The sequence below is a fragment of the Micromonospora arida genome, from assembly GCF_003857035.1.
In the GTDB taxonomy this organism is placed as follows: Bacteria; Actinomycetota; Actinomycetes; order Mycobacteriales; family Micromonosporaceae; genus Micromonospora; species Micromonospora arida.
The window spans coordinates 16702-39031 of sequence record NZ_QGSY01000258.1 but is presented as its reverse complement, the minus strand read 5'-3'; the positions used below and the strand labels follow the sequence as shown (position 1 = coordinate 39031).

Sequence of the window (22330 nt, the reverse complement as noted above, 5' to 3'; positions counted from 1 at the left end):
GGGGTAGCGTTCAGCCATGGCCCGCACCCGTGAGTTCGACCTCGACGCTGCGGTCGACGCTGCCATGGACGTGTTCCGGAGCAAGGGCTACGAGGGCACCTCCATGCGGGACCTCTCCGAGGCGACCGGTCTGGGCAGCGGCTCGATCTACGCGGCGTTCGGCAGCAAGGACGGCCTCTACCTGGCAGTGCTCGACCTGTACCGGCAGCGCTACGCCACACCGATGGTCGATCTGCTGCGCTCCGGCAACGACGCGCGGGCGGTCATCCGTGAGGTGTTCATCGGCACGGTGGACGACATCACCGGCGACGGCCGCCACCTCTCCTGCCTCATCGTCGGTGCGTCGATGGAACGGGCGCACCACGATGTGCGGGTCGCCGAGCGGCTTCGCTCGACCACCCAGTCTCTGGAGTTGGCGCTCTACGATCTGCTCGCCGAGGCGCAGTTGCGGGGTCAGATCACCACCGACCGCAGTGCCACCGACCTGGCCGGCTTCCTGGTGACCAGCCTCCAGGGCCTGCGGGTGATGGGTGCCATCAGCCCGGACCGGGCGGCGCTGACGCGTTACGCCGAGGTTGCGCTCACCTGCCTGGACTAGCGTGTCCCGCGTGTTGAACGCTGGCGGTTCAGCCACTCGGCGCGCCGCGCGTGTCCCTCCTGCGCCGCCACCGATCGCGTTCGCGGACGGGCCGGCCGCCTTCGACGAGGCGGCCGGCCGGCCGGCCGGAATCACGGTGATCTGGCGGCTCCGCCAGCGGTGGAGCTGACCGGGTCACAGCGGCGGCGCGATGTCCCGCCGCTCCTCGACCTGGCGGTACTCCACCGGCTGCTCGGTGGTGGTGACGACCTGGCGGCGGCGACCCCAGATCAGCGTGGTCATGATCAGGCCGAGCACGCCGGCGCCCATCAGGATCCAGCCGACCACGTCGAGGTTGATGCCGCCGACGCTCGCGTCCAGTGCGAAGGTGAGGATCGCGCCGAGCGCGATCAGGAAGATGCTGGTGCCGATACCCACGACAGCCTCCTTAAGGGGGTGTGGTGCGCTGTCGAGCCCTTCAATACCCCGGCCGGGACCAGCGCAACCGCGACCGGCCAGGGTGCCGTGCCAAGCGATCTTGGCATCGGGTAGAGTTCACCTGTCGCCGGCGCTTGCCGGGGACGTGCGGACGTAGCGCAGCTGGTAGCGCATCACCTTGCCAAGGTGAGGGTCGCGGGTTCGAATCCCGTCGTCCGCTCGCGATGCGCCCCACGGGGCCGCCACGGGCGATTGGCGCAGTGGGAGCGCGCTTCCTTGACACGGAAGAGGTCACTGGTTCAAACCCAGTATCGCCCACCATCTATACAAGCGGATCAGATGACCCGTCGCCGGACATCCGGTGACGGGTCTCGTCGTTTCTGCTTCCGGTATGGGGAGACCGTCGGTCACTCGCCGGCGCGGAGTACCTCGCTCAGCCGGTCGCGTCGCCGCAGCGCCGACTCGACAGGTACGACCGTGGCGGCCGTCGCCAGCAGCGTCACGCTCACCAGGCCCAGCAACCACCACGGCAGGACCGCCGCCGGGTCGGCGGCCTGACCGGTGAGCAGCCGCAGGTCGAGCGGGCCGAGCGTCAGGCGTGCGAGCAGGGCCCCGAGTAGCGGGCCGCACACAGCGGTGACCACGACCGGCGGCAGCAGCTCTCCGGCGGCGACCCAGCGGGCGTCGCGTGGCCGCAGGCCGAGGGTCCGCAGCCGGGTCAGGGTCTGCCACCGCTCCGACGCACCGGCGGCTGCGGCGAGCGTGAGGCCGAGCAGTCCCAGCGCCAGCAGCACCGCGGCGGCCGTCCATGCCAGCCGTACCAGCCCTGCCGTCAGCGGAGCCACCCGCTGCGCCCGCAGGACGTCCGCACGCAGCACGACGTCGGAGGCGACTCCGGTGTTCGACACGGCCCGCCCCGCACCGGGGCCGGTCACCCAGACGGTGTTCGGAACGGCGGGCAGCCCGGCGTCGGTGAGGGCCGCGGCGTCCACGATGACGACGTCGTTGGCGCCGCCGACGGAGGGAGCGGTACCGACGGCGGCGAGGCGGATCGCCGGGGCGCCGTCCCGGGGTAGCTGTAGCCGCTTGCCGGTCCGCAGATCGCCGTCACTCGAGCGGACCAGCGCTGGGACCTCCCCGGGACCAGGACCGGGTGCCGTGAGCCGGGCCAGCGCCGGCGCGTCGGGCAGCGGGGTGGTGGCCAGCAGGCGCCGGAACGCGGCGGTGTCCACGATGACCAGGCGGGGGGTGAGCAGTGTCGATTCGGTGAAGACGCGTGCCGAGTCGGTCACCTGCGCGACGACGACCTGCTCCACCCCGGGTGCGGCGGCGATGCGCTCGGCGAGTGCGGGCGTGGCGGCCTCGGCGTCGGCGCCGACGTCGAGGCGGGCGTCGGCGCCGACGGTGCTCCACGCGCCGTCGGTCAGGCCCCTGGTGACGGTGGCGCCGAGGATGAGCGCGAACGACGCGAGCGCGGTGGTGCTGACCAGAACCAGCAGCGGCAGCGCGCGCCCGGCCGTCGTGGCCGCCTGGGCGGCACTGAACACGGCCAGCGGGCGGCGCGAGCGCAGGGCCTGTCGGAGCGCGAAGCGCGCCCCGAGGGGCAGTAGCCGGAGCAGGACGAGCGCGCCGACGAGCGCGCCCAGGGAAAGGGCGCTGACCGGCAGGATGAGGTCGCCGGTCAGTTCACCGGTGTCGCCGTCGGAGGCGGCGGGCACGAGCCCACGCTGGTGCAGTGTGACGAAGGCGGCGACCGCGGCGATCAGGACAGCGGCCTCCACGGCGGCGCGGCGCAACTGGCCGGTGGCCCGGATCCAGCGCCGAGCGGCCGGGTTGGCGGGTTGGCGCCGGTCACGGCTGGCGCGGGCGGCGGCGAGGGTGCCGAACGCCGGCCCGGCGACGGCACCGGCCAGGACCACGGGAACGGCCCAGGTCCAGGAGACGCCCGGAGCGGCCGCGCGTGCGACTGCGAGCCCGACGGCGGCGGCCGACACTGACACCACGGTGGACTCGATGGTCAGTTCCGCGCCGAGGTCGGGGAGCGCCGCCCCACGCTGCCGGGCGATGCTCAGCACCGGGGTGCGGCGGCGGACCAGCAGGTCGGCGGCGAGCAGCAGGACCAGCACCGTGGCGGTCAGTACCCCGGCGAGCAGGACGGCTGCCTGTGCCGCAGCGGCGTTGTTGCGGGTACGGGCGTCGCGCAGGACGGTGTCGAGCTGCGATTCCCACTTCAGGGACTGGTCGCGGTCGCTCGACGAGCCGGAGGTCGCCTTGAGCTTGACCACCTGGCTGGCGAGCGCCGTAGTGGAGTCCGAGGTGAGCGCGTCGGGAACGGGTGCGAAGTGGACGGTGCGTCGCAGTTGGTCCTCGTCGACGGCGAGCCGGGCGTCCGGTAACGACTCGCGCGACAGCAGGCCGTTGAACCGGGTTGTCCCGACGCCGTCCGCGCCGGGTACGGGGCGCAGCAGTGCCGGGGCGAGTCGCCAGGCCGGGTCGGCGCTGTCCGCGGGTCGGTAGATCCCGCTGACCCGGACGTCCTTGTCGGGACCCTGGCCGTCCTTGACCGGGATCCGGTCGCCGGGGCGGAGGTCGAGTGCGGCGGCGTCCGCCTCGGAGAGGCCGATCTGCACCGGCCAGGGGGGTCCGTCGTAGGGAACCTCGACGTACTGGTCGGAGACGGCGGGACCGGGCGGGCTGCCGGCGATCCAGGTGACGTCCGGGCCGCCGAGGTCACTGGCCAGGAAGGTGAACTGGAAGGTACGCGGCGCGCTGCCGTCGGTGATCTTGAGGATCGGGCCGTTGACGACGGTGACGGGCGGAAGCAGCGCGGCGTCCAGGTCGGGTCCGAGCGCGGACGTCGTTCGGGCGAGGAAGGCGTCGACATCCTCGGCGAGGTTGGGCATCCGGACCCGACCACCGGTCGGTCCGTCGTCGCGTTCCCAGTCGGCGTGTGCCAGGACGTTCGAGTCGGTGCCGGCGTCGCGGACCGTGTCCTGGATGGCCTTGTCGGCGGCGGCGCGGAGCAGCGGCGGTACGGCCCCGGCGAGCAGCGCGACGGCCGCGATGACGGCGGCGGTGAGCAGCAGCGGCCCGACGTCGGTACGGCCACGGCCGCGGACGCTGGGCCAGTGCGGCGTCGGCCACCGACGGGTCAGCCACCGGTTCACGGTGCCACCCGCAAATGCGCTGCATCGGCCCGGCGGACCTGGACGGTGACCACGACGGCGACCGCCAGCACGCATCCGGCCAGCAGGACGGCGAGCAGTGCGGTCTCGGCGGGCCACGGCCAGTGTGGTTGGGCGACCGGGACGGGCGCGGCGCCGGTGTCGGAGCGCACGAGCAGGGGAGCGACGACGCGGGTGGCGAGCGCGCCGACGGCCGTGCCCGCCGCGAGCAGGGGCAGCAGTACGCCGGCGTGCTGGCCGAGCAGCACGGCTCGGATGTCGCGCCGGGACATCCCCAGGCCGCGCAGCCGCGCCACCTCGACGGCGCGGACCTGCAGATCACAGGTGACGTGCAGGACGACGCCGGCGAGCAGCAGCAGTGCGGCGGCCGGGACGATGAGCCGGAGAGCTGCCGGCAGCCCGGCGCTCAACGGGCCGTCGGTGAGACGGGCGGTCTCCGCCTCGCGGGTCGTGACGGTGCCCAGGTGCAGGGCGGTGGCCCGCTCGGCGGCACCGGGCTCGGTCGGGCGGCCGACCCACCAGGCGTCGACCGGGAACGTCAGGTCGCCGGTGACGACGCGTGCGCGGGACAGCGTGTCCAGGTCGGCCAGCACGGCGGCGGCGCCGGGGGCGGACGGTACGGTCGGGATGACCTCGGTGACGACGACCGGAACGGGCGTGATGCCGACCGTGACGCTGAGGTTGCTGCCGCGATCGGCGCCGACCTCGCTGGCGAAGCGGTCGGAGACGGCGACGGGCACCGGGCCGGGGTCCGGGAAGGCGGTGGCGACGAGGGTCCGGGCGGCGTCGTCGGCGCCGGCGAGGTCGACTGTCGTTGCCATCCGTAGCGCGGTTCCCGTCGGCGTGGCGGACATCATGACCGTCGGGTCGACCAACCTGCCCGGGACCGGCGGCGCGGACGTGGCGGTCCAGTCCGACCCGTCGGTGGACCTCTCCTGCGTGCCGGCGGGTGGCACGGTGAGCGTGACGGCCACGGCGACGCGTCCGCCGACGGGGTCGGCGGCGATCGGCAGGGCGACCGCGACGAGGCGCAGTCCGTCGGCGGACGCGCAGTCGGGCAGCCGAACCTCCCGACCGTCGAGCGGTACGGCGGGACCGTTGCAGGACGTGCGCAGGCCGGTGGCGTCCTGCAGCAGCAGTTGGGGCGTCACGGTGAGCGGGGTGCCGCCGGACGCGGTTCCGCTCAGGACGAGCGGGGCGCCGGCCGGGACGGCGAGGCCGGTGACCCGGGTGCGTGGTGCCAGCGCGGTGCCGACGTCCGCCCATCCGCGCTCGCTGTCGAGCCGCCCGCGCAGCAGCGCGTCGGCGCGGGTGGTGTCGACGGCGACCAGACGCGGCGCGTCGCCGGCGGTGCCGAGCCACTGACCAACGGTGGTGCCACGGTCGAGGGCCGGGCTCACCGCCCCCGTGGTGGCCGCGCTGACGACAGCGCCGTCTCCGGCCACCGGCGCCGTGCTGAGGGTGAGTGCCAGGTCGGTGCCGACGACGAGCGCGGCCTGGTCGCGTTGCGACTGTTGCCACGTGCTGTCGAGGGCGAGGCCGAAGGTTCCGGCCGCGCAGGCCAGCCCGACGAGCAGACCGGCGGCGACCGCTTGTGGCCGGCGGGCGGCCTCGGAGACCGCCAGCGGAAGCGCCAGCCCGCGGGCGCGGTACGCCAGCCGGTCGGCACCGCGCAGGGTGGGGAGTACCACCCGGAGAGCCAGGGCGGCACCTGCGGTGAGCAGCAGTGCCGGCGCGAGGACCCGGACCGCGTCGGCGCGTGGGCTGGCGGTGGTGGGCTGCGCGTACAGCTGCCACCACCCGACGGCGGCGAATACCGCGAGCATCAGGTCGGCGCCGGATCGGGCCAGTAGTTCGTGGCGGGTGCGCCGCTCGCCGGCCGCCGGGACGCGTCGGATCGCCAGGACGGTGAGTACGGCGGCGAGCACCAGCGCGCCACCGACGACCGCGAGGACCTGGGCGCCGGCGACGGCTGGCCGGACGGTCAGGCCGGCGCTGTCCAGCGGTGGCAGGTGGGTCAGGCCGGCGTGCAGGGTCGACGAGGCAGGTATCGCGAGCGCGACGGCGACGGCGGCGACGAGCCCGGCCTCGAGTGTCGCGGTGGCGGCGAGTTGGCCACGGCTGGCGCCCAGGGCGGCTCGCAGGGCGGTCTCGTCGGCGCGGATGCCCGCTGTCAGCCGGCCCGCGAGGACGAGTGCTGTCGCGGCCAGGACACCGCCGAGGACGGCGACGGCGAGTACGACGGCGGCGGTGACGTGCCGTTGGTCGTCGGCGGCCCGGAGGGTCAGCGGCAGGTCGGAGGCGACCCGTGCGAGCTGGACTCGCTCGCCGAGGGTGCCGGCCAGCCGGCGGTCGGCACCGCCGACGGCCGCGGCCACGGTCTCCAGGTTGCTGCGGTTGTTGTGGGACAGGTCCGGATGGGCGGTGACCTCCATCCGGTCGACTGTGGCGCCGGTGGTGACCAGGTCGGCGAGGTCGACGAGGAACGGGCCGTAGGCGTTGACCGGCTGCATGAAGCGGCCGTCCCGGTAGCCGATGGCGGAGCCGGCCGCGGCCAGCGGGTCACGGTCCCAGCCGCGTCCCGCGAGGGGGCGCACCACACCGACGACTGTCACGTCGATGGCCGGGACGGGCGCGTGGGCCAGTTCGGCGCCGAGGCGTACCCGGCGACCGGGGGTGAGGCCGAGCAGTTGTGCGGTGGACTCCAGCAGCACCGCGTCGCCAGGGTGTTGTGGCCAGCGCCCGGTGACCAGCTCGGCTCGGGTCGGCAGGTCGTCCAGCCCCGACAGGTAGGCCTGCGGCGGGACGGTGGTGCCCGTGGCGAGTGCGGGCGGCAGCGCCCGCAGCACCGTCGACGCCCGCGCGGTTGTCGTCACCGGGATCGGTGCGAGCGTGGAGGCCACCGCGGTACGGGTGTCGGCGGCGACGGACTGCGTGTCGCGGCCCTCGACGGTGCCGGTGTAGACGGTCACGTCGACGTCGGCGGGGGCGGCGCGGGCCATGGCGACCTCCAGCGCTCGCTCGGCGGTGCGGGTGACGAGCAGGGTGCAGGTGCCCAGCAGGGTCGCGCCGATCGTGACGACCCCGAGGAGGGCTGCCAGCAACGGCCACTGCGCGCGGGCGCGCCGGCTGACCAACCTCATCGTCGCGTCACCCGGCGTCCGGCACGGGTACGTACGGCTGCCCGGCCGCCTGTTCGTCGAGGTGCCCGTCGTGGATGCGGATCACCCGGTCGGCCAGGGCCATCATCACCGCGTCGTGCGTCGACACCAGTACGGTGACGCCTTCGGACTCCACTATCCCGCGCAGCAGGGCCATCACCGACAGGCCCGTCTCGGCGTCCAGTTGCCCGGTGGGCTCGTCGGCGAGCAGAAGCTGGGGCGAGGCGGCCAGCGCGCGGGCGATCGCCACCCGCTGCTGCTGGCCGCCGGACAGCTCGGCCGGCCGTTGCCGGGCGTGGTCGGCCAGGCCGATCAGCTCCAGCAGCAACTCGACCCGCCGCTCGCGCTCGGTCGGGGCGACGCGGGCCATCCGCAGCGGGGCCGCGACGTTCTCCGCGGCCGACAGCACCGGGATCAACCCGAAGCTCTGGAAGACGTACGACACCTTCTCGCGCCGCAGCCGGGACAGGCCGTCCTCGTCGAGCGCGGTGACGTCGGTGCCGTCGACGTGCACGGTGCCGGCGTCCGGGCGGTCCAGGCCGCCGATGACGTTGAGCAGGGTGGTCTTGCCCGAGCCGGACCGGCCGACGAGCGCCACCATCGAACCGGCGGCCACGTCGAAGGACACGCCGTTCAGAGCGTGTACGACGGTCGGCCCGGTGCGGAAGCGCCGGTGTACGCCGCGCACACTCAGCAGCGGCTCGCTGCTCATTCGCCGCTTCCCGAGTCGGGGCGGATCGTGATGTGGTCGGGTTCCAGGGCCAGCCGGACCCGTCGGGTCAACGCCAGCGCTTGGCGGAAATCGCGGGGCACCTGGACCCGCCCGGCCCGGTCCATCACGGCGTACTCCTCGGCGATCATGTGCGTGTCGCCCTCCGCGTCGGTGGTGGTGCGGCGCAGCACCTCGCTGCTGGTGCGCCCATCCCGGATCGCGACGGTCCGTTCGACCTGGCCGCTGACCTCCGGATCGTGGGTCACCACGACCACGGTGACGCCGTAGCGCCGGTTGACGTCCCGCAGCACGCCGAAGACCTCCGCGGACGTGGCGGCGTCCAACTCGCCGGTCGGCTCGTCGGCGAGCAGGACCCGCGGCTGGTTGGCCAGCGCCACCGCGATCGCGACCCGCATCTGCTGCCCGCCGGAGAGTTGCCCGGGGCGGCGATCGGCGCAGTCGGCGACACCGAGGCTGTCCAGCAGCTCGGCCGCGCGCTCCCGGCGCTCCTGCTTCCCGGTACGGGCAGCCGTCATCGGCAGGTCCACCATCTCCCGTGCGGTCAGGTAGGGGATGAGGTTGCTCGCCGTCTGCTGCCGTACGAATCCGACGGTGTGCCGCCGGTAGTCCACCCGGTCCGCGCGGGACATCGCCAGCAGATTCCACCGGTCGACCCGGACCCGCCCGGCGGTGGGGGCGTCGATGCCGGCCAGGATGGAGAGCAGTGTCGACTTGCCCGATCCGGAGGCGCCGACGACGGCGACCAGCTCACCGCTCTCCACGGCCAGGTCCAGCCCCTGTAGTGCCTGCACCTCGATCGAACCGGTCTGGTAGATCCGCACCAGGTTCTCGCAGACGATGAGCGCGTCCCGGCCGAACTCGGGTGCCCGCGCGGATGGCTGCGGCAGGGACAGCGGTGTGCTGGACACGCCTTCTCCGTCCGGGTTGTGCCGACGTCGAGCCAGCCTCGATTGCCCGTGCTGACGCAGATGGAAGCAGTTTCGCAACCGGCGGCTCAGTTGACCATGCCCTGGGCGGCTTTCCTGCATTCTGGGCGGGGGTCTACCGCCGCGACCGTGAACCTGCCGGGCTTCCACGCCGACTGAATAGGCGAAGGAGGTGCCGATGAGCGATGAGTTGCTGGTGGTCCGCTGCCAGTTGGGTGAACGGGAGGCGTTCGCCGAGTTGGTGCAGGGCTGGCATCCGGCGGTGGAGCGGTACGTCGGGCGAATGCTCGGCGGGTCAGACGACGATGTGGTGCAGGAGATCTGGCTGGCGGTCCTCAAGGGGCTGCCGAGGTTGCGGCAACCGGACCGGTTCACCCCGTGGCTGTTCACCATCGCCCGTCGGGCGGTGCTGAACCGGCTGCGGGACGCGTACGCCCGCCCGGAGCCCGAACCGATCGACGACCTGCCGGGCGACGACGAGGCCGAGGAGGTTGTCAACCGGGAGACGCTGGCCGACGCGCTGGCGGCGCTCCCCGCCCGGGAACGGGAGGTGCTTCTGCTGTTCTACCTGGAGGATCTGCCGCTGGACGCCTGCGCGCAGATCTGCGCCGTACCCGTCGGCACCGTCAAGTCGCGGCTCAACCGGGCCCGCAGGTTGTTGCGCCACGAGATGGTGCGGAAGGGGTACGAGGCATGACTCCGGAAGAGGTGCTGGCGCGACTGGACGCGCCGTTGTCGCTGCGCAGGCGGGTCGGCTACCTGGCCTTGACCTTCACCGGTCTCACCGCGAGCGCCCTGATCGGTCTGCTCTGGGCCACCGAGCCGGGTCTACCGATGCGCACGAACGTGGCGTTCGCCGTCCTGGTGGTGATCGGCCTGTGCTGGGCGGCGTTCGGCGGCTGGGCCGTGACCCGACGGACTCCGTTGTTCGCCCGGGATCGGGTGGTCGCCGGTTGGCTCGGTGTCGGGGCCTGGGTGGCATTCAGCGTTGGCGCGCTGATCATCAGCCTGCTGCGACACGACCTGGAGCCGGCGCTGCTCGGCGTTGTGCTCCTGCTCGGCGCGGTGGCGGCCCTGAACCTGCGGGCGGCTCACCGGGCGCGAGCGGCACTGCTGCGCCGCAGGAGCGTGCTGGCCGAAACGGCGAAGGGCGAGTGAAGGAACGCCCGCACCCTCCTGCCACCTTCCGGTTCTGCCACGAGCAGATCCGCTGCCGGTGAACGGGGGTGTCGTCCTTCGGCGGCCGCCGGCAGGGTGGAGCGCATGAGACTGCTGGTGCTGGGCGGTACGGGCTTCGTGGGCGGGGCCACTGTCACCGAGGCGGTGCGCCGCGGCTGGTCGGTGACGGTGTTCAACCGGGGGATGCACGGCACGGTGCCGTCCGGCGTACACCGGTTGCGGGGTGACCGCACCGCGCCGGACGGCCTGGCCGCGCTGGCCGGTGGCGAGTGGGATGTCGCGGTGGACACCTGGGACGGTGCGCCGCGGGCCGCCGGCGACGCCGCCCGCGCCCTGGTCGACGCGGTCGGCCACTACGTGTACGTGTCCAGCGGCTCGGTCTACACCGACCAGGCCGCGGCGGGGTTGCATGAGGACTCCCCGGTGGTGGACGCCGACCCGGGCTCCGTCGACGGCGACTACCCGCAGCTCAAGGCCGGTGCCGAGCGCGCTGTGCGGGAGGTGTTCGGTCAGCGCGCGCTGGTCGCCCGGGCCGGCCTGATCCTCGGCCCGGGCGAGGACATCGGTCGGCTGCCCTGGTGGCTACGGCGCGTCGAGCGGGGCGGGGACGTGCTCGCCCCCGCGCCGGCCGACCTGCCGGTGCAGTACGTCGACGTCCGCGACCTCGCGGCGTGGATGCTCGACGCGGGCACCCGGAAGGTGGGCGGCACGTTCAACGCGGTGGGTCGTCCGGCGCAGACCACGATGGGCGAGCTGCTCGACGCGTGCGTGGCCGCCACCGGCGCGGACGCCCGGCTGCGGTGGACCGATCCGGCGTCGATCCTCGCCGCCGGGGTGCAGCCGTGGTGCGACCTGCCGATCTGGCTGCCGCGCGGGCATCCGTACCGGGGGTTGCTGGAGCAGGACGTGACCCGGGCGCAAGCCGCCGGGTTGACCTGCCGGCCGGTGGCCGAGACCGTCGGGGAAACCTGGCGGTGGCTGCGCGAGGTCGGTGCCGTTCCGCCGCGCGCCGGGCGACCGCAGCGCAGCTCGATCGGGCTGGACCCGACCGTGGAGGCCGCCGTGCTCGCCGCCTGACCGTGCCCCGGCGGGTCAGGCGGACACCACCGGCAGGTCCAGCACCTCGTCGACGCCACGTCGAGGGGTCGGCCGGCCCGGCTGGCCGTACCCGATCCGCAAAGCCATCTGCGGTGTGCCGAACCGGCCCAGGGACAGCCGCAGTTGTTCCCGCGCCGTGGGCACCTCGATGGGCTGGGAGAGCATCGAGACGCTGAGTCCGGCGTCCGTGGCGGTGAGCAGCAGGCGTTGCAGGGCCTGCCCGGCGATCACCTGGTCCACGGCGGTGTTGCCCATCGAGCCCAGCACCCCCACCAGGGGTTCCGGTTCGAAGTCCCGTCCGGGGGCGCGGTCGCGTCCACCGTAGCCGCGCGTGGGGAGGACGTCCTGCGGCTCGCCCTGCGGACCTCCGGCCGAGCCGGGCACACCGTCCGGGGTCGACTCCCGGCGCAGCCACCCTTCCCGTTCGGCCCGGTACGCGGGGTCGCGCTCCAGCACCCGGTGCGCGCTGCGCGCGATCTCCCCGAACGCGGAGACCGCGCTCACCCCGATCAGCAGCTCCAACCAGCACTGCTCGGCACGGGCCGCCTCGCCGAGGCGCCACCGGGCGTCGGCCGGCACAGGGTCCGGCCAGAACGGCAGGCGGTTGCTGAATCGGCGCGGGATGGCCCCGTACAGGGTCTGCTCGGCGGGGGTGGGTCGACGCGGAAGGTCCGGTACCAGCCGGGCCAGCAGGTCCGGCTCGGCCGGGTCGGGGCGCAGCCGCACCCGGGCCGGGATGCCGGCGACGGCCAGGGCGATCCGCAGGTTGAACAACGCGGCGCCGCAGGCGATCCGGACACCCCACCCGCTCGGGTCGGTTGCCGGCAGCCGGCGGGCCGGGTCGGCCAGCACCTCGATGCCGCCGTCGCGCAGCCGTAGCCGCCACGGTTGGGTGTTGTGCAACGACGGTGCCCGGACCGCGTCCACGGCGGCGGTCCGCAACTGGGCTGCGGTGTAGCCGATGTCCATGTCGGTGCTCCTCTCCGCTGGGCCGGTGGCGGGTGGTGCCGCGGTGGCCGGCGCACCTTCACGCTCCATCGTTCGGTGCTCGCCGAGCAGGGCCGGACGTCCCGACCAGTCGGGTCCGAGCGCCCGCTCGCTCCGGGCCGATCGGGACCTTCGGCCCGTGCGGTGGGCCACGGGCAGCCTGTAGAAAAGAGGGATGATCCGTGTGTTCCTCCTCGACGACCATGAGGTCGTCCGCCGTGGCCTCGCCGACCTGTTGCAGAGCAGCGGCGACATCGAGGTGGTCGGCGAGTCCGGCTCGGCGCAGGAGGCGGCCCGCCGCATCCCGGCGCTGCGGCCCGACGTGGCGATCCTCGACGCGCGGCTGCCGGACGGCAACGGCATCGACGTGTGTCGCGACGTCCGCGCCGTCGACTCGTCCATCAAGGGGCTGATCCTCACCTCGTACGAGGACGACGAGGCGCTGTTCGCGGCGATCATGGCGGGTGCCGCCGGGTACGTGCTCAAGCAGATCCGTGGCACCGATCTGGTCGACGCGGTGCGTCGCGTCGCGGCCGGGCAGTCGCTGCTCGACCCGGCGATCACCACCCGGGTGCTGGAGCGCATCCGCAACGGCGTCGAGCAGCCGCGCGAGCTGAAGTCGCTCACCGAGCAGGAGCGGCGGATCCTGGAGTACGTGGCCGAGGGGCTGACCAACCGGGAGATCGCCGGTCGGATGTTCCTGGCGGAGAAGACGGTGAAGAACTACGTCTCCAGCGTCCTGGCCAAGCTGGGCCTGGAGCGCCGCACGCAGGCCGCCGTTCTGGCCACGCGTCTGCTCGGCAAGGCGCCCTGACCCGGGTCGCGGGAGTCAGTCGCGCAGCGGCACGGCCCAGCACACCTCGGTGCCGTGCGACTCGGCCGCGGTGACTGTGAAGGTGCCGTCGAGGCGGCTGGCGCGTTCGCGCAGGTTGACCAGGCCACCCCGGGCGGCGGCCGGGTCGCAGCCCACCCCGTTGTCGGTGACCGTCACGGTGAGCTGGCCGGAGTCGACGCGTACGGCGACGTCGACGCGGGTGCACTGCGCGTGTCGGACCACGTTTGACAGCGCCTCGCGCAGCACGGCGGTGAGGTCCGGGCGGATGGCGTCCGGCACGGCGCTGTCCACCGGCCCGGAAAGCTCCAGGTGCGGCTTGAAGCCCAGCGCTTCGGCGGCGGCCTCGACCGCCGCCCGGATCTCGGTGCGCAGCTCCGAGGTCATCGGCGTACGCAACTCGAAGATCGTCCGGCGGATGTCGCGGATGGTGGCGTCCAGATCGTCGACCGCCGCGTTGATCCGCTTGGCCAGCTCCGGGCGGGCCATCGGGGCGGCGCTCTGCAGTTGCAGGCCGGTGGCGAAGAGTCGTTGGATCACCACGTCGTGCAGGTCGCGGGCGATCCGCTCGCGGTCCTCCAGGACCACCAGCAGTTCCCGTTCCTCCTGGCCGCGCGCCCGTTCCATGGCCAGCGCGGCCTGCCCGGCGAAGCTGCCCAGCAGCGTCAGGTCCTCCTCGCTGGCGCCACCGCCGCGCTCCGGCCGGTGCGCCACGATCAGCACGCCGTGCAGGGTCTCGGCGGTGGTGAGTGGCGAGATCATCGCCGGGCCGGTGTGCAGCAGCGCCGGCCACGGCGCGGCGTGCGCCAGGTCGTCCACCTGGTCGTGCCGGCCCTCGGCGACCGCCGCGCCGAAGCTGGTGTCGGCGGCGGGCAGGACCGCGCCGACGAGCGCGTGGGCCTGCTCGTCGGGGCCGTCGACCACATCCACGGAGAACTGCTCGGTGTCGGTGTCGTAGAGCAGCACCAGCGCCAGTTCGGCCTCGGCGACCTCGCGGGCTCGGCGGGCGACCAACGCCAACGCGTCGGTACGGCGTACCTCGCCCAGCAGCACCGTGGTGATCTCGGCGGTGGCGGCGAGCCAGCGTTCCCGCCGGTGCGCCAGGGCGTACAGGCGGGCGTTCTCGATGGCCACGCCGGCGGCGGCGGCGAGCGCGACGACGATCTCCTCGTCGTCCTCGGTGAACTCCGCGCCGCCCTGCTTCTCCGCCAGGTAGAGGTTGCCGAAGATCTGGTCGCGGATGAGGACCGGCACGCCCAGGAAGCTGTGCATGGGCGGGTGGTTGGCCGGGAACCCGTAGGAGCGGGGGTGCTGCGTGATGTCGGGCATCCGCAGCGGCCGGGGATCGTCGATGAGCAGGCCGAGCACGCCCCGCCCGTGCGGCAGGTCGCCGATCCGCTCGTGCTGCTCGGGCGTGATGCCGTGGACGATGAAGTCGTGCAGCAGCCGGTCCGGACCGACCACGCCGAGCGCGCCGTACCGGGCGCCGACCAACTCGCAGGCCGCCTGCACGATGCGTTGCAGGGTGGTGCGCAGATCCAGGTTGGTGCCGATGCCGACCACCGCGTCGAGCAGGGCCCGCAGGCGCTCCCGGCTGGTCATCACCTCGCCGACCCGGACCAGCATCTCCTGCAACAGCTCGTCGAGGCGGACCCGCGACAGAGGGCTCAGCCCGAGCGATGGGGTCGCTGGCGATTCCCGAGGGGGTTGCGGCGCGCTGCTGGTCACCGGGCGATGGTAGCGCCGGTGACTTTTCTGGCCGAGACCGTCAACCGTGCTCGCCCCGGACCGCGGAGGTGTCGACCACCTGCGCGGTGGCCAGCCGCGGCGTGTGCGGCGGGCCCGCCTGCGTCGGGTCCGCGATGCCCAACCGCAACGCGATGTACGGGAAGCCGATCCCGGAGAGCATCTGACGCAAGGTCTGCCGGGTGCCCGGCACCTCCACCACCGCGCTGAGCGGCACCACGGACACGCCAAGCCGAGTGGCGGTCAGCCAACCGGCGGAGAGCGCCTCGCCGGCGCGCAGCCAACTGTCCCGCTCGTCCTCGTCGCCGTGCAGCATCGCGTACACCGCCATCCGGTCGTGGCCCGGGCCCACCGGCAGGCTGCCGGGACGGCCGAAGTCGCGGCCCGGCACGGTGGTCTGCGCAGGCTGCTCGGGCAGCACCTCGGCGGGCAGGCCGGTGCCCTCGCCGGCCCGGCTGGTCCAGTACGCCAGCTCGGCGCGCAGCTCCGGATCCTCGGCCTCGACCGTGTCGGCGTGCCCGGCGGTGGCGGCCAGCTCCAACATCTCGTCGCGGTCGAGGATCTGCAACCGACAACCCTCGGCGGTGACCGCCCGGCTGATCTCCTCGATCGCGGTGGGCGGCACCGGCTCGTCGCTGACCGGCCGCCGGTCGGTGTGCCGGACCTGCATGCACTGCACCATGCGCATGGCGTCCGGGTCGGCCGTGGTGTGGCTGAGGTCGGTCAGCCGGGCCAGTAGCTCGCTGTCGGCCGGGTCGGGCAGCCGTTCCACCACGGCGCGCCACCCTTCGGCGGCCAGCGCCAGTCGGGCGTGGTGCAGGGCGGTGCCGCAACTGATCGCGAGCAGTCGACCCTCGGGATCGCTGGCGGCGAGCTGCCGGTCGGCGACCGAGCGCAGCTCCAGCGCGTCGGGCAGCACCCGCCAACGCCACGGCTGGGTGTTGTGCACCGAGGGGGCGTGGCCGGCTGTGGCGGCGGCCTCCGCCAGCGCGGTGGTCAGCTGACTTTCCTGACTCATGGTCACGACCTTTCCGTCTCTGCTCATCGTGCCTCACGACGCGGTGCTGTACCGGGTTGCCGCCTCATCCTGTGGCATCCGGTGCCGTCGCGCAGGGGCCGCAGGTCCCGACCCCGCCGGGTCGTTACGCCCATCGCCCCGACCCGCCGCCCGTCCGGGCATCGTGCGGTCCGCCGCAGATGATTGCCGCTTGGCTGGCGAAAACCCTCGTGTCCGGCCGGTGGCGGCCCAGTGCTGCGACGATGCGCAGGTGAGGACGGAGGCGACCGAGTGTGTGCCGGAGCAGCCGGCCCGACGCCGTACCCGCCGCTGGTGGGCGTGGGCGCCGCTGGTCGGGCTCACCGCCGCAGTGCTGGCGGGTGCGGTGCTGCGGATCGCCGGCCGGGCCGGCGCAGCCGACCTGATCTGGGCGGCCGTCACGGTGGTTGCTCTGCTGCCCGCCGTCTGGTCGATGTTGCGGGCGTTCTGGCACCGGCACTTCGGCGTGGACGTGATCGCCGTGCTTGCCCTGGCCGGCGCGCTCGGGGTCGGGGAGTACCTGGCCGGGGCGGTGATCGCGGTGATGGTGGCGACCGGACGGTCATTGGAGGCGTACGCGCAGCGCCGGGCCACCCGCGACCTGCGGGCCCTGCTGGAGCGCGCTCCGCGTACCGCACGTCGGCGTGGGCCTGGCGGCGCGATCGAGGTGGTGCCGCTGGACCGGGTGGCGGTGGAGGACCGGTTGCTGGTCGGCCCGGGGGACGTGGTGCCGGTCGACGGGACCATCGACGACGCGGCCACCCTGGACGAGTCGGTGGTGACCGGGGAGTCGCGGCTGGTCCAGCGGACGGCCGGTGAGGCGGTGGCCAGCGGCGTGGTCAACGCCGGAGCCGGGTTCGGCATGCGGGCGACGAAGAGCGCGGCGCAGAGCACCTACGCCGGAATCGTCCGGCTGGCCGAGGAGGCCACCGCCCACAAGGCCCCGATGGTCCGGTTGGCGGACCGGTACGCCGCCGCGTTCGTGCCGTTCACGCTGGTTCTGGCCGGGTTGGCGTGGCTGCTCTCCGGCGACGTGGTCCGGGCGGTGTCGGTGCTGGTGGTGGCCACCCCCTGCCCGCTGCTGTTGGCCACCCCGATCGCGATCGTGTCCGGGCTGTCCCGGGTGGCAAGGCGCGGTGTGCTGATCCGCGATGGCGGCTCGCTGGAACTGCTCGGCCGGGCCTGTACCCTGCTGGTGGACAAGACCGGCACGCTCACCGCCGGCCGCCCGCGTGCCGCCGAAACGATCGTCGCCCCCGGCGGCGACCGGAACGAGGTGCTGCGGCTGGCCGCCTCGGTCGAACAGCTCTCCCCACACGTGCTGGCCGCCGCGCTGGTCCGGCAGGCCCGGGAGAGCGGGCTGGCGCTGACCGAGCCGACCGATGTGACCGAGGAGCCGGGCCGAGGGGTCAGCGGCCGGATCGACGGCCGGTTGGTCAATGTCGGTCAGTTCACGGGCGAGTTGCCGGAGTGGGCGGACCGGGCGCGGGCCCGCACCGAGCTGGCCGGTTGGTCGGCGGTGTGGGTCAGCGACGACGACGGCCCGCTCGGCGCGATCCTGCTGGAGGACCCGGTACGCCCCGACGCCCGCCGAACCGTACGCCGGCTGCGCGCGGCAGGGCTGCGGCGCATCGTGATGGTCACCGGTGACCGGCCGGCCACCGCCGCTCAGGTCGCCGAGGCGGTCGGCGTGGACGACGTACTCGCCCACTGCACGCCGCAGGAGAAGGTGAACCGGGTACGGGCCGAAGCCGACCGGGCGGTCACCGTGATGGTCGGCGACGGGGTGAACGACGCACCGGCACTGGCTCAGGCGCACGTGGGCGTGGCGATGGGCGCGACCGGCGCGAGCGCGTCGGCGGACGTGGCCGACGCGGTGCTCACCGTGGACCGGCTGGACCGGCTCGCCGACGCGGTGGAGATCGCCCGGTACGCCCGGCGCATCGCCGTGCAGAGCGCCACCGTCGGGATGGGGCTGGCGGTGCTGGCGATGTTCGCGGCGGCGGCCGGCCGGCTGCCCCCGGTCGCTGGCGCGTTCCTCCAGGAGGGCATCGACGTGCTGGTCATCCTCAACGCGTTGCGGGCACTCGGCGGTGGGTTGCGCCGCCGTGACGTCCCACCGCGCACCCGGGAGCTGCTCGCCCGCTTCGCCGGGGAGCACCAGGCGGTACGCGACGTTCTGGCCGGGCTGCGCGACACCGCCGACCTGGTCGCCACCGATCCGGCCTCGCCGAGGTGCCTGCCGGCGGTACGGGAGACGCACCGCCGGTTGACCGACCAGGTGTTGCCGCACGAGGCCGCCGAGGAGCGGGAGCTCTACCCCGCGCTGGCCTCCCCGCTGGGCAGCGATGAAGCGACCTCGACGATGAGTCGGGCGCACGTGGAGATCCGCCGCCAGGTCGACCTGCTCGGTGCCCAGCTCGCGCAGACCGAGGATGGTCGGCTACGCACGGACCAGATCCCCGACCTGCTGGCCACCCTCTACGGGTTGGACGCCGTGCTCCGCCTGCACCTGGCTCAGGAAGAGGAGGAGTTCCTCTCCCTCGACCCGTCCGACTCGGCACCCGCGCGGCGGTGACCCCTGGCCCGGGTCGCCGTACCCGCGGGTACGGCGACCCAGGCCAGCGGACGTCAGCGTTCCCGGACCACTGCGACCGGGCAGTGGGCGTGCTGGATCAGCTGCTGGCTGACCGAGCCGAGCAGCATCCCGGCCAGCCCGCCCCGACCCCGGCTGCCGACCACCACCAGCCGCGCGTCGCGGCTCGCTTCGATCAACATCGCCGCCGGGCTGGTCGGGACCAGGTCGACGGTGATGGTCAGCTCGGCGAACGTCCGCCGCCACGGTTCCAGCGCCTGCTCCACCGCAGCCCGTTCATCGGGCACCCCGGCCTCGGCGTTGGGGCCCGGTGTCCAGGCGTGCAGGACGCGCAGCGGCACCTGCCGCTGCGCCGCCCGTTCGGCCGCGAAGCCGAGCGCCACCAGCGACGGTTCCGAGCCGTCCACGCCGACCGCCACCGGGCCGGCCGACGCGTCGGCCGGGGCGCGGCCGGCCCCGTCACGGACCACCACGACCGGGCAGTGTGCGTGCGCGGCGACCGACACCGCCGTCGACCCGGCCAGCAGGCCACCGAATCCGCCGTGGCCCCGGCTGCCGAGCACCAACAACCCGGCCTCGGCCGAGCTCTCCTGCAACACCAGCGCGGGCGGCCCGTCGTACACCTGGCCGGTGATCGTCAGGCCGGGGTGCGCGGCGGTGGCGTCCGCCGCGGCCCTGCGGACCAGGTCCTCGACCTGCCGGCGGGCGGTGTCGTCCGGCCACACACCGGGGGCCACACCCGGGCCGACCCAGCTGGCCACGGTCAGCCATTCGAAGACGTACGCCAGCCGCACCGGCTGGCCACTGTGCCGGGCCTCCTCCAGTGCCCAGTCCAGGGCCACCGAGGCGTCGGTGGAGCCGTCGTAGCCGACCAGGATCTCCGCGTCGCGCACGTCGTCCTCCTTCAGGGGGTGGTCGGATCGGTTTCGCGGACCCAGCGCCATTCGGCGACCTGGGGGTCGTCCTCGCCGTACTGGCGGGTGTAGTCGCGGGCCGCCTGCCGGGCGTCGACCATCCGTTGGCGCAGGTGCGCGGCGCTGGCGGCCAGCCCGGGCACTCGGTCGATCACGTCGATGACCAGGTGGAAGCGGTCCAGGTCGTTGAGCATCACCATGTCGAACGGAGTGGTGGTGGTGCCCTCCTCCTTGTAACCGCGCACGTGCAGGTTCTCGTGGTTGGTGCGGCGGTAGGTGAGTCGGTGGATCAGCCACGGATATCCGTGGTACGCGAAGATGATCGGCCGGTCCTCGGTGAAGATGGTGTCGAACTCGTTGTCGGTCAGGCCGTGTGGGTGCTCGGTGTCCGGCTGGAGTCGCATCAGGTCGACCACGTTGACCAGGCGTACCTTCAACGTCGGCAGGTTCTGACGCAGCAGCTCGACGGCGGCCAACGTCTCCAGGGTGGGCACGTCTCCGCAGCAGGCGAGCACCACGTCCGGCTCGGTGCCGCCGTCGTTGCTGGCCCACTCCCAGATGCCCAGGCCACGCCGGGTGTGCTGGATCGCCTCGGTCATCGTCAACCAGTTCGGGGCGGCCTGCTTACCGGCCACCACCACGTTGATGTAGTGCCGGCTGCGCAGGCAGTGGTCCATCGTGGCGAGCAGCGTGTTGGCGTCCGGCGGCAGATAGACCCGCACCACCTCGGCCTTCTTGTTGACGACGTGGTCGATGAACCCCGGGTCCTGGTGGGAGAAGCCGTTGTGGTCCTGCCGCCAGACGTGGCTGGAGAGCAGGTAGTTCAGCGAGGCGATCGGCTGCCGCCAGGGGATGGCCCGGGTCACCTTCAGCCACTTGGCGTGCTGGTTGAGCATCGAGTCGACGATGTGGATGAACGCCTCGTAGCTGGTGAACACGCCGTGCCGGCCGGTCAGCAGGTAGCCCTCCAGCCAGCCCTGGCACAGGTGCTCGGAGAGCACCTCCATGACCCGCCCGTCGGGGGAGAGGTGGTCGTCGCCGGGCACGGTCGCGGCCACCCAGGCCCGGTCGGTCACCTCGAACGCGGCACCCAGCCGGTTGGACGCGACCTCGTCCGGGCCGAACAGCCGGAACGTCTCCGGGTTGGCGCTGATGACGTCGCGGATCCACGGGCCGAGCACCCCGGTCGCGCCGGCGATCGGCGTACCCGGTTCGGGAACCTCCACGCCGTAGTCGCGGAAGTCCGGCAGGGTCAGGTCGCGCAGCACCATGCCGCCGTTGGTGACCGGGTTGGCGCTCATCCGCTGGTCACCGCGCGGCGGCAGCGTCAGCAGTTCCTCCACCGGCGCCCCGGTAGCGTCGAACAGCTCCTCCGGCCGGTAGCTGCGCAGCCAGTGCTCCAGCTCGGCCCGGTGCGCCGGGTTGTCGCGTACGCCCGACAGTGGCACCTGGTGGGCGCGGTAGGTGCCCTCCACCTGAATGCCGTCGACCTCACTCGGGCCGGTCCAGCCCTTCGGCGTCCGCAGAATGATCATCGGCCATCGGGGGCGTTCGACGACGCCTCCGGAGCGGGCCCGCCGCTGGATCTCGGCGATCTCGTTCAGCACACGGTCCAGCGTCGCGGCCAGGGTCCGGTGCACCCGGGCGGGCTCGTCACCGGCCACCACGTACGGCTGGTAGCCGGATCCGCGCATGAGGTCGAGCAGGTCGGCCTCGGGGATCCGGGACAGCACGGTCGGGTTGGCGATCTTGTAGCCGTTGAGGTGCAGGATGGGCAGCACCGCGCCGTCGCGCGCCGGGTTGAGGAACACGTCGGAGAGCCAACTGCCGGCCAGCGGCCCGGTCTCCGCCTCGCCGTCGCCGATCACGCAGGCCACCAGCAGGTCCGGGTGGTCGAACGCGGCGCCGTAGGCGTGGCTCAACGCGTACCCGAGCTCGCCACCCTCGTGGATCGAGCCCGGCACGTCCGCCGCGACATGGCTGGGGATGCCGCCCGGGAAGGAGAACTGGCGGAAGAGCCGGGACATGCCGGCCTCGTCGCGGGCCACGTCGTGGTAGCGCTCCGACCAGGTGCCCTCCAGCCAGGTGTTGGCCACGATGGCCGGCCCGCCGTGACCGGGGCCGGTGACCAGCATGGCGTTGAGGTCGCGCGCCACGATCACCCGGTTGAGGTGGGCGTAGATCAGGTTGAGGCCGGGGCTGGTGCCCCAGTGCCCGAGCAGCCGGGGTTTGATGTCGTCGGGGGTCAGCGGCTCGCGCAGCAGCGGGTTGTCCAGCAGGTAGATCTGCCCGACGGTGAGGTAGTTCGCGGCGCGCCAGTAGGCGTCCAGCCGACGCAGTTCGTCTTCGGTCAGAGGGCTGTGCAGGTCAACAGCGGAATCCATGCTGCGTGAGCCTCTCGCGAAATCGGGGACGTCGCATCCGGTGTCCCGGGTTTTCCCGGCCACGTCCAGCTTCGTCGCCGCCGGAAGGATGGGGCAGAGCCATTGGTCCCCACTGGTGGTGCCGACGACCAGCGCCCCCGTGGGGTACGTCCATCCGGCCCACCTTCCCGCGCCGCCACCTCTTCCCTCACTGAGGGTAGTCGCGTCGGTGCGTCGACGGGGTCGGATCGGCGGTGCGTGAAGGCCGTCGGGGAACGTGTTCCGCTCCGGGCGTACCCGCCGGTAGGACCACCTCGGCTTGCGCTGCGTGGCGTGGCTGGGCCGGGGGAGACCAGCGGCTGTAATCGATTCGAGACTTGTGGATCTATATGTTCTACACAAAGATCATCGATGTAAAGAACTGATGACCGACAACTGACGACAGACCATCGACGGCGTACGTCGAGGCGAGCGTCAGACCGCCGAACCGCAGCTCAGCCGAGGTCAACATCCCCGGCTGGAGTACTAGCACGCAGACGAAACGGAGCACCGCCATGTT

The 22330-nt window shown here is 73.2% G+C and carries 16 protein-coding genes and 2 tRNA genes; 8 read left to right on the top strand and 10 right to left on the bottom strand.

Annotation, left to right across the window (positions count from 1 at the left end):
- Positions 1–16: 16 nt before the first annotated feature.
- Entirely contained in the window at positions 17–598 is a 582-nt protein-coding gene (locus DLJ58_RS25885; protein ID WP_124860112.1) for a TetR/AcrR family transcriptional regulator, read from the top strand.
- A gap of 174 nt (positions 599–772) precedes the next feature.
- Here the strand turns inward: DLJ58_RS25885 and DLJ58_RS25880 are convergent, their stop codons facing one another.
- Positions 773–1015 carry a DUF6458 family protein gene (locus tag DLJ58_RS25880; RefSeq protein WP_091400768.1) on the bottom strand — a complete coding sequence of 81 codons (243 nt, stop codon included), beginning with the start codon at positions 1013–1015 and terminating at the stop codon, positions 773–775.
- Between the two features lie 147 nt (positions 1016–1162).
- On the opposite strand from DLJ58_RS25880, the gene DLJ58_RS25875 reads away from it, so the two are divergent.
- Both DLJ58_RS25875 and DLJ58_RS25870 read left to right on the top strand, forming a co-directional pair.
- Positions 1163–1235: transfer RNA gene (locus DLJ58_RS25875), tRNA-Gly, on the top strand.
- A 26-nt stretch (positions 1236–1261) separates the two neighbouring features.
- Positions 1262–1336, top strand: a tRNA-Val gene (locus DLJ58_RS25870).
- An 86-nt stretch (positions 1337–1422) separates the two neighbouring features.
- Here DLJ58_RS25870 and DLJ58_RS25865 read toward each other — a convergent pair.
- The 4 genes from DLJ58_RS25865 to DLJ58_RS25850 are packed head-to-tail and all read right to left on the bottom strand — an operon-like array spanning position 1423 to position 9002.
- The gene (locus DLJ58_RS25865) at positions 1423–4182 is read right to left on the bottom strand and encodes an FtsX-like permease family protein (RefSeq protein WP_124860110.1); all 2760 of its coding nucleotides are present in this window, start codon (positions 4180–4182) and stop codon (positions 1423–1425) included.
- Positions 4179–7343: an FtsX-like permease family protein gene (locus DLJ58_RS25860; RefSeq protein WP_124860108.1), complete on the bottom strand. Its 3165-nt coding sequence runs from the start codon at positions 7341–7343 to the stop codon at positions 4179–4181. Before DLJ58_RS25860 ends, DLJ58_RS25865 begins: the two co-directional genes overlap by 4 nt.
- A gap of 7 nt (positions 7344–7350) precedes the next feature.
- Positions 7351–8073 carry an ABC transporter ATP-binding protein gene (locus tag DLJ58_RS25855; protein ID WP_124860106.1) on the bottom strand — a complete coding sequence of 241 codons (723 nt, stop codon included), beginning with the start codon at positions 8071–8073 and terminating at the stop codon, positions 7351–7353.
- Positions 8070–9002, bottom strand: coding sequence for an ABC transporter ATP-binding protein (locus tag DLJ58_RS25850; RefSeq protein WP_124860104.1), 933 nt, complete (start codon positions 9000–9002; stop codon positions 8070–8072). Before DLJ58_RS25850 ends, DLJ58_RS25855 begins: the two co-directional genes overlap by 4 nt.
- A 196-nt stretch (positions 9003–9198) precedes the next feature.
- On the opposite strand from DLJ58_RS25850, the gene DLJ58_RS25845 reads away from it, so the two are divergent.
- The 3 genes from DLJ58_RS25845 to DLJ58_RS25835 all read left to right on the top strand — a co-directional run bounded on the left by DLJ58_RS25845 (position 9199) and on the right by DLJ58_RS25835 (position 11276).
- A complete protein-coding gene (locus DLJ58_RS25845) occupies positions 9199–9717 on the top strand; it encodes an RNA polymerase sigma factor (protein WP_124860102.1) in 519 nt (172 codons plus the stop codon).
- Positions 9714–10178, top strand: a complete 465-nt coding sequence (locus DLJ58_RS25840; protein ID WP_208741334.1) for a hypothetical protein — start codon at positions 9714–9716, stop codon at positions 10176–10178. Before DLJ58_RS25845 ends, DLJ58_RS25840 begins: the two co-directional genes overlap by 4 nt.
- Positions 10179–10283: 105 nt before the next feature.
- Positions 10284–11276, top strand: coding sequence for an NAD-dependent epimerase/dehydratase family protein (locus DLJ58_RS25835; RefSeq protein WP_124860100.1), 993 nt, complete (start codon positions 10284–10286; stop codon positions 11274–11276).
- Positions 11277–11291: 15 nt separating this feature from the next.
- Here DLJ58_RS25835 and DLJ58_RS25830 read toward each other — a convergent pair whose 3' ends face one another.
- Positions 11292–12266, bottom strand: coding sequence for an Acg family FMN-binding oxidoreductase (locus DLJ58_RS25830; RefSeq protein WP_124860116.1), 975 nt, complete (start codon positions 12264–12266; stop codon positions 11292–11294).
- A gap of 193 nt (positions 12267–12459) precedes the next feature.
- On the opposite strand from DLJ58_RS25830, the gene DLJ58_RS25825 reads away from it, so the two are divergent.
- Positions 12460–13098, top strand: a complete 639-nt coding sequence (locus DLJ58_RS25825; RefSeq protein WP_124860098.1) for a response regulator — start codon at positions 12460–12462, stop codon at positions 13096–13098.
- A gap of 15 nt (positions 13099–13113) precedes the next feature.
- On the opposite strand, the gene DLJ58_RS25820 is transcribed toward DLJ58_RS25825, so the two are convergent.
- Complete coding sequence (locus tag DLJ58_RS25820; RefSeq protein WP_124860114.1) at positions 13114–14787, bottom strand: sensor histidine kinase; 1674 nt, start codon at positions 14785–14787, stop codon at positions 13114–13116.
- Between the two features lie 97 nt (positions 14788–14884).
- Positions 14885–15880 (bottom strand): Acg family FMN-binding oxidoreductase, encoded by a 996-nt coding sequence (locus DLJ58_RS25815; protein WP_124860096.1) that lies wholly within the window; start codon positions 15878–15880, stop codon positions 14885–14887.
- A gap of 250 nt (positions 15881–16130) precedes the next feature.
- Here DLJ58_RS25815 and DLJ58_RS25810 point away from each other — a divergent pair, with 250 nt between their 5' ends.
- Positions 16131–18476: a heavy metal translocating P-type ATPase gene (locus DLJ58_RS25810; protein WP_124860094.1), complete on the top strand. Its 2346-nt coding sequence runs from the start codon at positions 16131–16133 to the stop codon at positions 18474–18476.
- Positions 18477–18529: 53 nt separating this feature from the next.
- On the opposite strand, the gene DLJ58_RS25805 is transcribed toward DLJ58_RS25810, so the two are convergent.
- Together DLJ58_RS25805 and DLJ58_RS25800 are read right to left on the bottom strand one after the other, a co-directional pair.
- Positions 18530–19438 carry a universal stress protein gene (locus tag DLJ58_RS25805; protein ID WP_208741332.1) on the bottom strand — a complete coding sequence of 303 codons (909 nt, stop codon included), beginning with the start codon at positions 19436–19438 and terminating at the stop codon, positions 18530–18532.
- Positions 19399–21792 (bottom strand): phosphoketolase family protein, encoded by a 2394-nt coding sequence (locus DLJ58_RS25800; protein WP_124860090.1) that lies wholly within the window; start codon positions 21790–21792, stop codon positions 19399–19401. Before DLJ58_RS25800 ends, DLJ58_RS25805 begins: the two co-directional genes overlap by 40 nt.
- Positions 21793–22330: the final 538 nt, after the last annotated feature.

What these genes read in the sequence shown, in the direction of transcription:
- DLJ58_RS25885 (WP_124860112.1), top strand. Translation starts at nt 17, where the DNA reads ATGGCCCGCACCCGTGAGTTCGACCTCGACGCTGCGGTCGACGCTGCC.
- DLJ58_RS25860 (WP_124860108.1), bottom strand. Translation starts at nt 7,343, where the DNA reads ATGAGGTTGGTCAGCCGGCGCGCCCGCGCGCAGTGGCCGTTGCTGGCA.
- DLJ58_RS25855 (WP_124860106.1), bottom strand. Translation starts at nt 8,073, where the DNA reads ATGAGCAGCGAGCCGCTGCTGAGTGTGCGCGGCGTACACCGGCGCTTC.
- DLJ58_RS25845 (WP_124860102.1), top strand. Translation starts at nt 9,199, where the DNA reads ATGAGCGATGAGTTGCTGGTGGTCCGCTGCCAGTTGGGTGAACGGGAG.
- DLJ58_RS25840 (WP_208741334.1), top strand. Translation starts at nt 9,714, where the DNA reads ATGACTCCGGAAGAGGTGCTGGCGCGACTGGACGCGCCGTTGTCGCTG.
- DLJ58_RS25835 (WP_124860100.1), top strand. Translation starts at nt 10,284, where the DNA reads ATGAGACTGCTGGTGCTGGGCGGTACGGGCTTCGTGGGCGGGGCCACT.
- DLJ58_RS25830 (WP_124860116.1), bottom strand. Translation starts at nt 12,266, where the DNA reads ATGGACATCGGCTACACCGCAGCCCAGTTGCGGACCGCCGCCGTGGAC.
- DLJ58_RS25825 (WP_124860098.1), top strand. Translation starts at nt 12,460, where the DNA reads ATGATCCGTGTGTTCCTCCTCGACGACCATGAGGTCGTCCGCCGTGGC.
- DLJ58_RS25815 (WP_124860096.1), bottom strand. Translation starts at nt 15,880, where the DNA reads ATGAGTCAGGAAAGTCAGCTGACCACCGCGCTGGCGGAGGCCGCCGCC.
- DLJ58_RS25805 (WP_208741332.1), bottom strand. Translation starts at nt 19,438, where the DNA reads ATGGCGCTGGGTCCGCGAAACCGATCCGACCACCCCCTGAAGGAGGAC.
- DLJ58_RS25800 (WP_124860090.1), bottom strand. Translation starts at nt 21,792, where the DNA reads ATGGATTCCGCTGTTGACCTGCACAGCCCTCTGACCGAAGACGAACTG.